This window comes from Faecalicatena sp., from assembly GCF_058819085.1.
On sequence record NZ_JBZUUL010000003.1, the window covers coordinates 14134 to 29064 of the forward strand.

12 protein-coding genes are annotated in these 14931 nt (G+C 42.1%); 4 read left to right on the forward strand and 8 right to left on the reverse strand.

Annotated elements, in window-relative coordinates; translation table 11 throughout:
• Window positions 1–347: 347 nt before the first annotated feature.
• A complete protein-coding gene (locus tag AC4OGX_RS01850; RefSeq protein ID WP_493328120.1) occupies window positions 348–2336 on the reverse strand; it encodes an alpha-amylase family glycosyl hydrolase in 1989 nt (662 codons plus the stop codon).
• A 186-nt stretch (window positions 2337–2522) separates the two neighbouring features.
• Here AC4OGX_RS01850 and AC4OGX_RS01855 point away from each other — a divergent pair, with 186 nt between their 5' ends.
• Complete coding sequence (locus AC4OGX_RS01855) at window positions 2523–3566, forward strand: LacI family DNA-binding transcriptional regulator (RefSeq protein ID WP_493328121.1); 1044 nt, start codon at window positions 2523–2525, stop codon at window positions 3564–3566.
• A 61-nt stretch (window positions 3567–3627) separates the two neighbouring features.
• Here AC4OGX_RS01855 and AC4OGX_RS01860 read toward each other — a convergent pair whose 3' ends face one another.
• The 5 genes from AC4OGX_RS01860 to pdxR form a co-directional block, all read right to left on the reverse strand.
• A complete protein-coding gene (locus AC4OGX_RS01860; RefSeq protein WP_493328122.1) occupies window positions 3628–5388 on the reverse strand; it encodes a glycoside hydrolase family 13 protein in 1761 nt (586 codons plus the stop codon).
• Window positions 5385–6230, reverse strand: coding sequence for a sugar ABC transporter permease (locus AC4OGX_RS01865; protein ID WP_493328123.1), 846 nt, complete (start codon window positions 6228–6230; stop codon window positions 5385–5387). The genes AC4OGX_RS01860 and AC4OGX_RS01865 overlap by 4 nt, the downstream gene beginning before the upstream one ends.
• Window positions 6227–7114: a carbohydrate ABC transporter permease gene (locus tag AC4OGX_RS01870; protein WP_493328124.1), complete on the reverse strand. Its 888-nt coding sequence runs from the start codon at window positions 7112–7114 to the stop codon at window positions 6227–6229. The genes AC4OGX_RS01865 and AC4OGX_RS01870 overlap by 4 nt, the downstream gene beginning before the upstream one ends.
• A 68-nt stretch (window positions 7115–7182) precedes the next feature.
• Window positions 7183–8439: an extracellular solute-binding protein gene (locus AC4OGX_RS01875; RefSeq protein WP_493328125.1), complete on the reverse strand. Its 1257-nt coding sequence runs from the start codon at window positions 8437–8439 to the stop codon at window positions 7183–7185.
• A 199-nt stretch (window positions 8440–8638) separates the two neighbouring features.
• Window positions 8639–10036 carry a MocR-like pyridoxine biosynthesis transcription factor PdxR gene (gene pdxR / locus AC4OGX_RS01880; protein ID WP_493328126.1) on the reverse strand — a complete coding sequence of 466 codons (1398 nt, stop codon included), beginning with the start codon at window positions 10034–10036 and terminating at the stop codon, window positions 8639–8641.
• Between the two features lie 140 nt (window positions 10037–10176).
• Here pdxR and AC4OGX_RS01885 point away from each other — a divergent pair, with 140 nt between their 5' ends.
• From AC4OGX_RS01885 to asnA, 3 genes are all read left to right on the forward strand, one after another.
• Complete coding sequence (locus AC4OGX_RS01885) at window positions 10177–10965, forward strand: SDR family oxidoreductase (RefSeq protein WP_493328127.1); 789 nt, start codon at window positions 10177–10179, stop codon at window positions 10963–10965.
• A 12-nt stretch (window positions 10966–10977) separates the two neighbouring features.
• Window positions 10978–11310 carry a nuclear transport factor 2 family protein gene (locus tag AC4OGX_RS01890; protein WP_493328128.1) on the forward strand — a complete coding sequence of 111 codons (333 nt, stop codon included), beginning with the start codon at window positions 10978–10980 and terminating at the stop codon, window positions 11308–11310.
• Window positions 11311–11494: 184 nt separating this feature from the next.
• Window positions 11495–12505, forward strand: a complete 1011-nt coding sequence (asnA, locus tag AC4OGX_RS01895; RefSeq protein ID WP_493328129.1) for an aspartate--ammonia ligase — start codon at window positions 11495–11497, stop codon at window positions 12503–12505.
• 106 nt (window positions 12506–12611) lie between these two features.
• Here the strand turns inward: asnA and AC4OGX_RS01900 are convergent, their stop codons facing one another.
• On the reverse strand, window positions 12612–13220 hold the full coding sequence (locus AC4OGX_RS01900; protein ID WP_493328130.1) for a C39 family peptidase: 609 nt from the start codon (window positions 13218–13220) through the stop codon (window positions 12612–12614).
• Entirely contained in the window at window positions 13213–14742 is a 1530-nt protein-coding gene (locus AC4OGX_RS01905; protein WP_493328132.1) for a Na+/H+ antiporter NhaC family protein, read from the reverse strand. The genes AC4OGX_RS01900 and AC4OGX_RS01905 overlap by 8 nt, the downstream gene beginning before the upstream one ends.
• Window positions 14743–14931: the final 189 nt, after the last annotated feature.

Sequence of the window (14931 nt, forward strand, 5' to 3'; positions counted from 1 at the left end):
TACTTTGTCCGATAAATTAAAACTTTTTGAACTTTCATTTACGAAGAATTTTCTTCTCATTTATGAGATTACTTTTTCTTTTTAATTGATTGTTCATTCAGTTTTATTTGTTAAACTTATAATACTACTCATTTGTCGTTTTGTCAATAGTATTTTTAGTTTTTTTGTATTTTATTTTCTAATTATCTATTTATTTAGACTCATTTGTACATAGATCTAATATTAAGTAAATTAATTGATTTTTACAAAAAAATGCGGAGAACATTGCTTTTTGCATACTTCCCCGCATTTAATCCGGCAAAATAGGCATTGATTATACAAACAATCCACTTTACTTTAATAGTTGCCTACCAATTAATGCTTACTTCTCCTTCTCCCGTTTCGGGAACTGTATAAGTGTGGTTATTTCCTTCCTGCCAAACAACATTACCAGCTTCATCCTTTTTTATTGCCTTAAATTCAATGGTTGTTCCCGGCATGAGATATGCTGTCAAATTCCATGTTGGATAATTAGGACATACCGCTGGTCCCGCTGCAGCTTTTGTATCCCAATTACCAAGTTCAGCGCAATTTCCGGAAATATAAACGTTCTGCCCCCAATTTGTTGTTGCATTATTCACTGTAAATGTAACTGGTATCATAGCCTCTGCATCTTCATCTACTGCATATATTTTAGAGTTATTTCCTGTTAAGGAAATGGTTATCTTTCGATCAGAAGTTACCGTTATCCTGTCCTTTGGATCCATTACGTTTATCAGCGTAGTTCCCGGAGCTATACTGCTCTCGGCCCGTAATGACATAGTAGTACTCTCGGTACCTTCTGCATTATGAAATGCACAGATCAACTCCTGTCCTTCATTATCACCTGTATCCACCCTTCTCGAAAAAGCATATGTATGTAAGGAGGTCCACATTTCTCTTTGTGTTCCATCTGCCAGTGCCTCATACTGCCCCCTTAGACCATTCAAATCGGAAATGAGTTGATAAGTGTCCGTTGAGGTATCAAAATAATCATGGATTACGTTTCCATCCTTATCTTTTGTCACCATAGGCCAACGATTCCATGTATCTGCAATTCCATTAATGATTTGCCCATTTGCATTTCCTCTATTTTGCTCTGTTCCCTGGAAGACTACCGGAATCCCTCTTGCTGTAAAGATAAATGTCAATGCATTGTGAAGTTTATCTATATTTCCTCCTGCCTCTGTGAGGAAACGATTTCTATCATGGTTATCAATAAAAGTAACCATATCATTCACATGAGAGCCATATAATTCATCCTGATCGAATATCGACTGAATGGATATTTCAGAAGTATTATTAAAATTCTGCCCATAAGCGAAATCATTTACAATTGCCTGAAACAAGGGAAAATCCAACATTCCTGTTTCTGCATTATCACCAACCCAGTCTTTCACAAAATTGACATCCATATCAAAGTTTTCTCCAAATGTAGCTACCCCCAAATACTCCTGGAGCTCATGAATATCTGATGGTTTCATACATTTTGCTGCATCTACTCTTGCTGCATCCGCCCCTGTATAGGTGAACCAGCCTTTTATAGAATCAAACACTGCACTCTTAGCTGCTGCGTTGTCAAAATCTATATCATCTAATCCTCCCAGATCATGATCCTCTAACATCTGTGTACTTGATTCTGTATGTGGATGTTCTAAATTCCAATCGATATCACCTTTATTATGATACCACTGAATGTTATTAAACGGTGAGACAGGCTGTAACTGTGTTCCGATTTTCAAACCAGAGGCATCTGTTAAGTAGTGCGCATCGCTCCCTGTACCTTGAAGATAATCCCCAACATGGTTTGGAACAATATCGAAGATAACTTTAATACCATTTTCATGGCATACATCAACTAATTCTTTCAATTTTAATTTACTTTTATCTGGATCTTCTGCCCCAAAATACCGATTTGCCCGATTTGGGTCATATACATTATAGCCATGATAGGCTGTGGGCCATTGTGTGCCATTCGCATCCGGAACTCCCCATAGCTGTGGATCAGATACCGGTGAAATCCAGATGGCTGTATATCCCATATTTTTAATATATGCAATTTTATCAATAATTCCCTGCCAGTCACCACCATGCATATACCGAAAATCATCCTGTGTATTTTCGGTATATCGGAACGCTTCCCCTGTTGCATTATTCGATGCATTTCCATCATAAAAACGATCTACCATGATTTGATAAACGGATTCCCCTCGCAGACTGTCTGCTGCTGAAACGCTAACCGGTGGAAACGCTGACAGTGAGATAACTGCAGATAAAATGCCAGCGACTGTTCCTTTAAATAACTTTTTCCATTTCATGCATTTCCCCTTCTTTCTTATGAAACTTTTTCTAAACTTTACTGGTAACACAATTAAAATGTCGACATTTATACATTAATATTAACAAAATTATCCCAAAAGCAAAATTATTTTCATGCAATATGCTTGATTTTTTTAGGTAAACGTTATACCATTATTTGTAAATATATTACAGGAGCGTCCCTCATGTCCATCACAATTAAAGATGTTGCAAAAGAAGCCGGTGTCTCTATTGCAACAGTATCAAAAGTTATTAATAATAAACCTTCTATTTCAGAAGCCACAAGACAGCATGTTTTTAGTGTCATGGAGCAGATGAATTATCATCCCAACGCACAGGCAAGTAATTTTGCAAAAAAGCGGTCAGAAAATATTGTTTTCATCGCTGTCGTGGAAAAACATACTGCTTTCAATAACCCCCATATGTTTGAGATTCTATGTGGAGCACAGAAAAAAATCCGGGAAAAAAAGTATAATTTTAGTTTTATTGGTTCAACTGACAAAGAAGCTGCCCTTAAAGAGACTGAATATATTATCGGTCGAAAGGCTGCTGACGGTCTTATCGTCCATGGCTCGGCCACCTCACGCCCACTTGCTTCTCTTCTGACCCACACGCAGTTTCCACATGTGATTATTGGACGTCCCCCATTCCCAACCACAACTTGTTGGATCGATATTAATAATCATGTATCCGGCGAGATGGCAACAAAGTATCTAACTCACTGTGGTTACACCCAAATTGCTTTTATCGGCGGGCCTGAAACAGATGAAATCTCAAGACATAGGTTGAAGGGATTTATTTCCACAATGCATATAAACGGGCATTCCGTACCTGATTCATTTATCAAATACGGAACATACAGCAGGGAGAGTGGATATGATATGATGGAAGAACTGCTTCGCGGAAATGGATTACCAGATGCTGTTATATGTGAAAACAATCAGATTGCCATGGGTGTTGTTGATGCGGCAAGAAAGCACGGTATATCAATCCCAAAGGACATCGGAATCATTACTTTTGATGACTATCCGCTTTCACAGCTTATCGATCCGCCCTTAACAGTCATAGATATTGATGTTAATGAAATGGGACATCTGGCTGCTACACTCCTTTTAAAGAAGATTCAAAACCCTGCACTTATGGTCCAGTCCTTTGCTACACTCCCCACACTGATCATCCGGTCCTCTACACGTAATATTGCCTTTAATCAAGACAGTACAGATACTTAAATACAACTCAAAAAACCTCTCTGTAAGGAGAGGTTTTTTGAAGGATTTACTGATGTTTTTATCATCTGGATTGATAGATACAATAACCATTCTTCATGAGCCGCCCTGCTTCATATTTATCTGACAAGAGAATAGAATTGGGTTCTATTTCCTGAATCTCCTGCATTTCTCCGGTATTGACCATTATAGTAATCTCGGACTTCGGATTTTTTCGGCAAAATGCAAGAACCCCCTTATTGATCAATGTCCAGATTGGGCTATAAGTAGTATCCGTATTTACATAGTTTTTTCGGATTTGTATCAGTTCGCTGATAAATGCACAATCATTTTCCGTTTTCCATTCCATTCTGCTGCGATATGCATCTTCGGTTACCCCTTCGATCCACTGCTCATCTCCATAAAACAGACTGGGGACTCCTGGCATCATTACTAATAGAACACAGGCGAGACGCCAGCTTTCTTTGTTTCCCCTGCAAAGAGAAAGAAACCTCGGGACATCATGACTATCTATTAAATTTAGTTGACCATTTACAAGATTTTTAGGATATCTGAGCAGCATCTGACCAAATTGATAGGCCGCCGTTAAAGCATTCGATTCCATAGATGCTAAATATTCCCTGCAGATTCTCCGAAATTCATAGTTCATAGTAGAGTCAAACATGTCCCCCTTCAGCCAAATCTGTGCATTTTCCCAAACTTCACCTATTAGCACAGCTTCCGGATCTGCCTGTTTTACAGCCGCTCGAAACCGCCTCCAGAAATTCCGATCAATCTCGTTCGCCACATCCAGACGCCAGCCATCTACATGGTATTTTTTGATCCAATATGCTCCTACATCTGCAAAATACATTTGAACTTCCCGTTCTGATGTATTTAATTTAGGCATCTTCCTTTCATATGCAAAACAAGTGTATCCCGGTATTTCATTTTCATCCTGTGGCCTTACAACCGGAAATTCCAGCTTATAAAACCATTTGCAATAGCGGGAATCACGCCCTTTCTCTACCACGTCTGCAAAAGCGAAAAAATCCCAGCTGCAATGATTAAATACTCCGTCTATAATAATCTTCATACCACGAAGGTGTAATTCATCTACAAGTTCGAGGAAGTCGGCATCTGTCCCTAAACAGGGATCTATATGATAGTAATCCAGAACGTCATATTTATGATATTCACCAGCAATAAAAATGGGATTTAGGTAAATACAGGTAAATCCCATCTCCTGTATATAGTCAAGATTCTCCTTGATCCCTTTAAGCGTTCCCCCCAGCCTGGACCTGCAGACTCGCCCGTCGTTCATTCTTTTTACAGATTTTTCCTTCTTAAGGATTCTATGTCCATTGGCAAAACTATCCGGAAAAATGTTATATACAACTGCATCTTTAAACCACTTTGGCACATCTGGAATCTCATTCTTCATAATAAAAGGAAACTGATAATATTCACTTCTGCCATCAATAATCTTATCATCTATATAGGTATCAGGAAGCCTGCGAGTAAAACGGTCAGCATAATACAGCGTCCATTCCCTCCCCTTCACGAGTTTAAAATAGTAACAGATCCGATTAAAAACAGAATCAATCTTTGCTTCATAGTAATCAAAATATTCATCGGATGTACAGACCGTCATCTGTAGTTCCTCAAATTCAACAGGTGTCCTCCGACAAACACGATCTGCATAGTATAAAATACAGGCAGACAGATCATTTTTTTTCGTTCTAATCCGTATAATCAGAGTATTTTCTGATTCCGCAAAAGCATATTCTGACAATGGTATATGAAGAACCGCTGCCCGTTCTATTGTTTTTTCTTCTGAGATCAACCTTTTACCCCCCCTGCTGTCAATCCCGACACCATATATTTCTGGATAAAGAAAAATACGATCAGAATAGGGATTGAAACTAAAATTGCTGCTGCGGAAAACATAGGCCAGCTCCTGCTGTAATCGCTGGATTGCAGCATATATAACCCAGCTGCCAGTGTATAACGGTTTTCATTCATCATAAATGTCGTCGAAAACAGGTATTCATTCCATACAAATATCAGCACCATAACCGCCGTCACAATAATCGCGGGCCGCGCCAAGGGAAGAACAATCTTCATAAGAATCTGCTTACTGTCTGCCCCATCTATTCTGGCAGCCTCCTCAATTTCCACAGGTATGGTGTCAAAGTATCCTTTCATATTCCAAATACTAAAAATGCACATACTTCCTGCATAAACGATGATCAGCCCTACATATGAGTTAAGTAGATGAAACTTTTTAAAAAGACGGAATATGGCAAACATAGATAAAATCTGCGGGAATGCATTTAGGATCAAAAGTATCTGAAGCATTGCCTTTTTCCCTTTGAATCGATATCTTGAAAATGCATAAGCTGCTGTAACTGCTGTCCCCATAGCAAGTACCATTGTGCCAATACTCAAAACAGCAGAATTTTTTAGCCAAAGTACGAATGGTTCATCCAATATAATTGAAGCATAATTCTTCAATGTTGGTTCCTTAGGGAAAAAGTTCAAGCTGGAACTAAGTCCTGAACTGCCGCTGTTTAAAGAAAGTGAAACTGCATATAAAATCGGAATCAGAACGATCACACACATCACGATAAAGAGGATATTCAAAATTGCCAGTCCTGTAATATTTTTCGCCTTTTTAATACTCATACATCCTCCTTTACTCCCCGGTTTGTAAATAATGAAAACAGAATAATAAAACCAAAAATAACAATGGAAACCGCCGAGGATAGTCCATAGTTATTCGATACAAATGCATTTTGATGTGCATAAGTAATAATTGTCTGTAGTGTTGCCCCTGATAAAGCCCCTTTCTGCATTGTCAGCAGATAAATAATGTCGAATTGTTTAAATGTTGTAAATGTCGTCATAATAACAGCGGGGAGTAAAACAGGCCTGATCGCCGGAACTGTAATATACCAGTTTTGTTTCCAAAATCCGGCTCCATCCAGCTTAGCACTTTCATAATAACTCCTGTCTACGCTCTGCAGAGCACCATCCATCATCATAATCATAAACGGAAGAGCCATCCAAAGATTTAATACCATACACGAAATAAATGCCGGAACATTTTCTGACAGGAAATTTATCTTTCCATGTCCCATGGCTGACAGAATCTTATTCAAGAGTCCAAATTCCGTATTAAACATTCCAACTCTCCATAACAAAATAGAGACATATGCAGGCATTGCCCAGGGAAACATTAAAAATGTCTTATATACCCTTGCCATCTTAAGTTCTTTTACATTCAGCCCAAGTGCAATAAAAAAGGCAGCTGTAACCTGTATGACCATATTCAGCACAGTCCAGAGGATTGTTGTAGCCAATGCTTTTAAAAATCCTGAATCTACTTTAAGTAATGCCCTCTGGAAATTTTCTAATCCTATAAAATGATAATTATCCCAATGATACAGATTCATATTCGTAAAAGAAATATAACCTGTATATATAATGGGAAATACAACGATCACTCCTATCAAAATGATTGCTGGGGAACTGTATCTCCATGGGCGGTCTTTTCGTCTCTTCTTCATACTGCAACACTCCATTTTTTTCCAAAGAGGCAGCAGGCATCTCTGCCTGCTGCTTCTGCATTATCATTTTACTGCATATCAGCTATTGCAGTTTCTGCTTCCTTCTGATATTGTTCTGCTGCTGTGTCTAAATCAGCGCCTGACTTATTCACTGCTGCCAGAAGAGATTCTGCCGGTCCCCACATGACACTTATTTCTGGAATATTTGGCATAGGCTCTGCTGTTTCGGCTGTACGTTTCATTGCTGCGATCATCTCATTGCCTGAAACCTTTGCATCATCATATGACCTTTGATTCGCTGGTGCACAATTTGCTTCTTGGGCAAGTGCAATACCCACTTCTGGTTTCGCAAGTGCTTTAAGAACCTTAGCAATCGTATCCTTCTTACTTTCAGCAGCATGTTTCAAAATACCAACACCCTGAATTCCCGAATAAGGTGCCAGACTGTTGCCATTAGGCAGTGTAAAATCTGATAAAGACTTGATACCAAAATTAATTCCTGCATCCTTGATTCCTGGTATCAGCCATGGACCCCCAATAATCGCCGCTGCCTTTCCTTCATTAAACAGTGTTGTCACTGTATTATAGTCACCATCTGCCTCTAGAGCTGCAAATTTTTCATTATACTTTACCGCTTCCTTTGTTTTCTCATCTGTCAGTCCAGGCTTTGCATTGTCATCAATAATGTATCCGCCAAAACCATTGATAAAAGGTGATACATTATATGCTGTGGAATGCTGGTTCACTACGGCGTATTTTCCCTCTTCCGCATCTGTGTGTTCCTGCATATACTTATAGAGATCTTCTGTAGTAGACGGAATTTCACCTTCCCACAGGTCTTTATTGTACATAAAAAGAAGTGTTTCAAAATATACCGGAAGCAGATACTGCTCATCCTTATAATTTCCTGCTTTCAATGTCATTGGAAGCATATCCGCATAGACATCCTTATCTATCACATCTGTAAGTGGCGAAAGTACCCCCATTTCCACAAATGCACCGAGAGAATCATGAGCATACATATATAAATCAGGTCCATTCTCTGCATCATTTCCGTATAACTTAATCTGATCTGTCAGACCACTTTTCTTTTCAAATCTCACGGTAATATGATCACCACTAAGCTCCTGATTCACCTGTTTCTCGATAACGCCCATAATCGCCTCATCACCATCGTGCCAGATATCTATCTCCTCTGTCTGTGCAGTATTCTTTATCTTATCCTCAGCATTTTTATTGTCTGATTTTCCAGATCCTTTACCACACCCTGCAACAAGTGAAATAGTCATTGCAGCGCAAAGAATCACCGCTATTTTCTTTTTCATTCCACAGCCTCCTTAAATTTTACGAAAACCTTTTTTCTTTTCCACTTTGTTTTATCAGATATATATCAGATATTTAAGTAATTTTTACCATATTAAATATCCATTTTCAATGTTTTTTGTTAATTATGTTCTTTTAAACTTAGGTAAACGTTTTCGTCATTTTTTCTTTCAATTCTTGAATCCGCCCAAATTCCCTGGCCTAAGGAATCACACTTTTTACAAGCCGGGAAACGGTCTCCTGGATCGCCTCTATACGGATTCCAGAATAATTGATAATCAGGATGTGTTCCCTGTTTTTCCGGGGATTTCGACAGTATTCCGAAAAACAGGCCAGATCGATCCCATTCTTTCTCGCTCTGGAAACAAGAGCATCATCCGTAAGATCTGTCTTTAATTTCAACAGAAAATAAGTTCCGGCCTCCGCTTCTGTGATCTCTGATATTCCGCTTAAAGCAGACGCCTGGATCTCCTGGATCAGCTGTGCCTTTAGCTTTCTGTAAAAATTCCTTGTCCGGTTCAGATGACGTTCAAAATATCCTTCTGAGATAAAACGTGCCAGAGTATGCTGTTCGAAACAAGATACTGTACAGGAGGAATAACACATTTTTTCCACATACCTTTTCATCAACTCCTCTGGCAGCACCATATAGCTGATGCGCATGGAAGGCACAATGCTCTTGGAAAAGGTGTTCATGTAGATCACACGTCCCGATTTATCCATGGAAAACAGGGCCGGACTTAATTTATTCACATACCGGAATTCGCTGTCGAAGTTATCCTCTATGATATAACCGCCCTTCTCCTGCGCCCAGTTCAGAAGTTCCTGGCGCCTGCCTATGGGCGTGATGATACCGGTGGGGAAATGGTGTTCAGGAGTCACATGCATGACATTGCAGCCGCTTTCATTCAGTGAATGGATGGAGATCCCATCCTCATCCATCTGGATCTGTCTCCAATTCACCCTGCTGCGCTCCAGCAGTTCGTATGTATAGGAATATCCGATTTCCTCCAGACCATAGCAGGCTTCTTCTCCCAGGATCTGAAACAGCTCATGATATAAGAATTCTGTCCCTGCCCCTATGACGATCTGAGAAGGTGAAACGTTCATCCCCCGGAAACGATGCAGATTCCCGGCAATGGCTTCCCGCAGCTCGAAGACGCCCCTGCACGGAACCGCCTTTAGAAGCCGCTCATCTCTGGCTGTGATCACTTCCCGGATCAGCTTTGACCAGATGGAAAAGGGGAAATGCTGCATCCCGATCCGATTGCACCTTAGATCTGCATAATAGGGATTTACCTCCTCTTCCTGATACAGTCTGGGGGCATCCTCATCACCGCAGGCCGGGTTCTGGATCCTTAACCGGCTGACATAGTAACCACTGCATTCCACAGAGTAGATATAGCCTTCCAGTAAAAGCTGGGAATATGCATTTTCCACAGTCACTACGCTGATGTCCAGATGTGCCGCCAGGGAACGCTTAGACGGCAGCTTTTCCCCTGCCTTTAGTTCTCCGCTTAAAATATCACGGCGGATACATTGATACAAATATTCATAAATCGGAGTCCTGCCTCTCATACTGATCTCATAGGTTAACATTCCTGTTTTCCTCCCTTTCTTATGCTTTTATATACAAGATACCAAAACTGACCTTATTTTTTATTATCAAATTGAGCATTTTAATCATATCAATTTCTATTATAATGAGAACTATCACAACTGTAAAGGAGGAAACTATTATGGGGACATATGCAATCACCGGCGGCTCAGGAGGGATCGGAGGCCAGACGGTTAAGCTCTTAAAAGAAGCGGGACACGAGGTGATCAACATCGACTTAAAGGACGGAGATATTTCCGCAAATCTTGCCTCACCGGAGGGACGGCGTGAGGCTATCGAGGAGCTGCACCAAAAATGCCCGGACGGACTGGACGGACTGATCTGTAATGCCGGGGTATCCGGGGCTGTACCTAACCTGCAGCTTATTGTTTCCCTGAATTATTTTGGAACCATCGAGCTTGCAAAGGGAACCTTTGAACTGCTGCGAAAGAAGAGAGGATGCTGTGTCGTCACTTCCTCCAATACGATCTCACAGGGAGCCGGAAGAATGGATCTGGTCGACCTTTTGAATAATTCAGGAAATGAACAGATGATCCTGAACCTGATCAGTAAATGGGACTCCAAAAATCTCAGTGTCGGAAATAGTATCTATGTAGCTACCAAGTATGCGCTCGCCCGCTGGGTCCGCAGGATTTCTTCTTCCTGGGCAGCACGCGGCGTCCGTGTCAATGCGGTCGCACCCGGAAACGTGCAGACCCCGATGACCGCCGCACTGCAGGGAAGTGCCCGGGATGCACTCAATGCACTGCCGATTCCTGCACGTTTCGGCCAGGAGGCATTGATGGTGCCGGAAGAGATTGCCGGCGCGATCGTATTTCTAACCTCTAAATACGCAGCAGGGATCAACGGAAATATCCTGTTCGTAGACGGCGGTACCGATGCACTTTTGAATTCTGAGAAAGTTTACTAGGAGGGGCCTAAAATGAGTATGATCCAAAAATATATCGAGACGATGGAAAATAAAGATTATGAGGGGCTGGCCGAGCTTTTTGACTGTGACGGTACTTTGGTCGACCACTGCCCGAAAGGAACACTGCAGCCTGAATATCATGTATATGGAAAGGAAGCCATCAATATGTTTTTCCGCAATAAGTTTACATTCGGGAAATTCAGTATCTCCGAGGCAGAGATCATTGATGAGAGGCATGCAAAATTCGTAGCAAACTATTCCGGGTACATGGTCATGGCGATCGCAACGATCCGGTATACCAATGAGGATGGCCTGATCCAAAAGCTGTCTGTCAGACCAAAATAAATGTCTTTGCATGTCTGGAAGCTTGGCTTAAGGCAGTTTTACTGACAGAGCCTGGGACAGGATCGATTTTAACGTTTTTTTAGTTCGCATTGACTTCTTTATCTTAAGACGGTAGAATAGGAATATCTGATTTTTTCAGATACTATGTTTACAGCATAAATAATAAGGCAAAGGAGTATGTATTATGGAACAATTGACAATCCCCCAGGGATACCGCTCTCCTCTTACGATCCGTGAGACAGAGGTGGCAATCAAGGAAATTAAAGACCACTTTGAGCGTTCACTGGCTAAGTCCCTGCATTTAACCCGCGTTTCAGCACCATTTTTCGTCCGTCCGGAGTCCGGAATGAATGATAATTTGAATGGAACAGAGCGCCCGGTTACCTTTGGAATCAAGGAGCAGGACGATGCACCGGCAGAGATCGTTCATTCCCTTGCCAAATGGAAGCGTTATGCACTAAAAAACTATGATTTTCATTCAGGCGAAGGTCTTTATACAGATATGAGTGCCATCCGCAGGGATGAAGATACCGATAATATCCACTCCCTGTATGTGGATCAGTGGGACTGGGAGAAGATCATTTCCAAAGAGGAACGCAACATGGAGACTCTGGAGTATACCGTACGCAAGGTCTACAGTGCTTTGAAGGAGACGGAGGAATACATATCCAGACGTTATAACTATATTGAACCGCTGCTTCCTGACGATATTTTCTTTATCACATCCCAGGAACTGGAGGATATGTTCCCTGACAATACTCCAAAGGAACGGGAATACCGTATCGCCAGAGCGAAGGGTGCCGTCTTTATCTCTCAGATCGGTAAGGTCCTGGCTTCCGGGGAAAAGCATGACGGAAGGGCACCGGACTATGACGACTGGGAATTAAACGGTGATATCATTGTGTACTATCCGGTTCTTGATATCGCACTGGAGCTGACCTCCATGGGAATCCGTGTGGATGAGGAGGCTTTAAAGAGACAGTTAAAGCTGTCCGGCTGCGAAGACCGCGCTGAATTGATGTTCCAGAAGGCTCTTTTGAACGGGGAGCTTCCGTATACGGTAGGAGGCGGTATCGGGCAGTCCCGTATCTGTATGTACTATCTGAGAAAAGCACATATCGGGGAGGTCCAGTCTTCCATCTGGCCTGATGAGATCCAAAACCGTGCCCTTGAGAACGGGATACATCTTCTATAAAAGATAAGAAAAACGCTGCAGACGATATTTCTTCCTCTGCAGCGTTTTTCTTCTTTATACTCTTTCAGGCGGCTCATACTATGATTCGTCTTACCACTCTTTCAGTCTATTTCCGGATTTTTCTTACTCCCACGGCCTGTGAATGCTGTGCGGCATGTCTGTCCTCCACGATATCCTTAGGATAACGGATAACTCCATTATTTTCATAAGGATCGTTGAAATAATAACCCTCTTCGTCGTATCCGACCAGCAGCATGCAGTGCTCGTTGGAGATCCAGGTAAAGGTCTCCCCGCAGCCGTGCAGCTTCCAGGATGGACCTGTGATCGGCATCCGCATATTTATGCAGGCCCAGAAGATGACAGGCATCCCCTGGTCTATATAGTTTTCCAACAGCTGCTTAATAGGAGTCTTCGTTTCATCTATGATCTCATATTCATCTCCGATCGCTTTTCTGAGTGCTTTACAGATAACAGGTGCGTAGCAGCCGAAGGAATCCTCATCGTAGGGACTCCCGCAGAAACACTCATAAGGATTTGGGCCGTGGAGTTCGCCGTTCTTTTCTTCGAAATCCTTAAGCTCCAGATAATTTTCTATGAACTCATCCACTGTCATCTCATAGCCGAGATAATGAAGCAGCATGACCGTGGAGACACTCTCGCATCCGGTCGGATATTTGACACTCTGGTCTATGTAAGGTACCTCAATCTTAATCATCTAATTTCACCGTATCGTTTCTCTGTGTAAATTGTTTCATAAAGGTCAGCACGATCAGAAGGATCGCAAGGCTTAAGCCTAATGTGATCCACCATACCTTCACGAATCCGGCAATGATGTAACCGATGATACAGACGACTGCGACTACCATCGCATACTGCATCTGGGTGGACACATGGTTGATATGGTTGCTCTGCGCCCCTGCCGAGGACATGACCGTCGTATCTGAGATCGGTGATACATGGTCTCCGCACACAGCCCCTGCCAGAACTGCTGATACTGCAATGATCATCATTTCCAGGTTGTCGGAACTGGAGAACATTCCCACAACGATCGGTACGAGGATGGCGAATGTCCCCCAGCTCGTTCCGGTTGAAAATGCAAGGAAGATGGCGATCACAAACATGATGGCCGGGATCGCAATGCTCGCAGATGCATTATCCCCCACAACACCGCCTACAAACTCGGCAATTCCAAGGGCGTCTCCCATTCCTTTGAGTGACCAGGCAAAAATCAGGATCGCCACTGCCGGGATCATCAGCTTAAATCCATCCACAAAGCTTTCCATAAAGCCTTTGAACGTGATGACTTTACGCGGAAGGTATAAAACCAGCATAAACAAAACAGTGATCATTGTTGCGAAAATCAGGCTCGTCTCCGCATCGCATCCTGCAAAAGCGGATACAATATCAGATGCACCACCCTGGAACCCGGTATAGATCATGGCTCCGATCGCAGATACGATCAGGACTGCCACAGGAAGCACAAGGTCGATCACGCGTCCCTTTGAGGAGGTAGCCTCCTCCTTAATCTGCTCGAATTCCTCTGCACCTGTCGTAAACAGATCACCTTTTGCGGCATTTTCTTCATGTTTTTTCATCAGGCCGAAATCAAAACCTGTGACGATAACATACAGCACCATCGCGATCGTCAGCAGCGCGTACAGATTATAGGGGATCGTCCTCAAAAATAACTGAAACCCCGTGATTCCCGCATCCTTTGGCACATAAGAATTCACTGCCGCAGCCCAGCTTGATATGGGAGCGATGATACAGATCGGAGCTGCCGTTGCATCGATGATATATGCAAGCTTTGCTCTGGACACCTTATATCTGTCCGTGACAGGCCTCATAACTGAGCCAACTGTCAGGCAGTTAAAATAATCATCCACAAAGATCAGAATCCCAAGTCCAGTCGTTGCCAGAAGCGCACTCTTCTTTGTCTTAATCTTCCTTCCGGCCCAGTTTCCGTAGGCGGAGGAACCTCCCGATTTGGACATTAATACGATGATCATTCCCAGAAGAACATCAAAGATCAGAATATTTAGATTCATGCTGCTTTTCATAATATCAAAAAATGCAACAAAGGAATCCCACGGGTGAAATCCCGTATACAGCAGCGCTCCCACTGCAACACCGATAAATAGGGAGCTGTACACCTCTTTCGTGATAAAAGCCAGTATAATGGCCAAGAGCGGCGGTACAAGCGACCACCAAGTTCCGATAAACATTGAACCATCCATAAAGTAACCTCACTCTCTTCCTTAAGTTCTTAGACCGCATAGCAGCGGCACTATATACATTTTAGCGAATTAACGCGTAATATACAATCCCTTTTTGTGGAAATTTGCAAAGGGGTCAGACCCTTTTGCTCACCGTTTTCAGAATTTTCTCAAATTAACCCATACTCACGTTTGAAAACCCGTTTTTTT

Coding starts and splice junctions, on each gene's coding strand:
- AC4OGX_RS01850 (WP_493328120.1), bottom strand. CDS start 2,336: ATGAAATGGAAAAAGTTATTTAAAGGAACAGTCGCTGGCATTTTATCT.
- AC4OGX_RS01855 (WP_493328121.1), top strand. CDS start 2,523: ATGTCCATCACAATTAAAGATGTTGCAAAAGAAGCCGGTGTCTCTATT.
- AC4OGX_RS01865 (WP_493328123.1), bottom strand. CDS start 6,230: ATGAGTATTAAAAAGGCGAAAAATATTACAGGACTGGCAATTTTGAAT.
- AC4OGX_RS01870 (WP_493328124.1), bottom strand. CDS start 7,114: ATGAAGAAGAGACGAAAAGACCGCCCATGGAGATACAGTTCCCCAGCA.
- AC4OGX_RS01875 (WP_493328125.1), bottom strand. CDS start 8,439: ATGAAAAAGAAAATAGCGGTGATTCTTTGCGCTGCAATGACTATTTCA.
- pdxR (WP_493328126.1), bottom strand. CDS start 10,036: ATGTTAACCTATGAGATCAGTATGAGAGGCAGGACTCCGATTTATGAA.
- AC4OGX_RS01885 (WP_493328127.1), top strand. CDS start 10,177: ATGGGGACATATGCAATCACCGGCGGCTCAGGAGGGATCGGAGGCCAG.
- AC4OGX_RS01890 (WP_493328128.1), top strand. CDS start 10,978: ATGAGTATGATCCAAAAATATATCGAGACGATGGAAAATAAAGATTAT.
- asnA (WP_493328129.1), top strand. CDS start 11,495: ATGGAACAATTGACAATCCCCCAGGGATACCGCTCTCCTCTTACGATC.
- AC4OGX_RS01900 (WP_493328130.1), bottom strand. CDS start 13,220: ATGATTAAGATTGAGGTACCTTACATAGACCAGAGTGTCAAATATCCG.
- AC4OGX_RS01905 (WP_493328132.1), bottom strand. CDS start 14,742: ATGGATGGTTCAATGTTTATCGGAACTTGGTGGTCGCTTGTACCGCCG.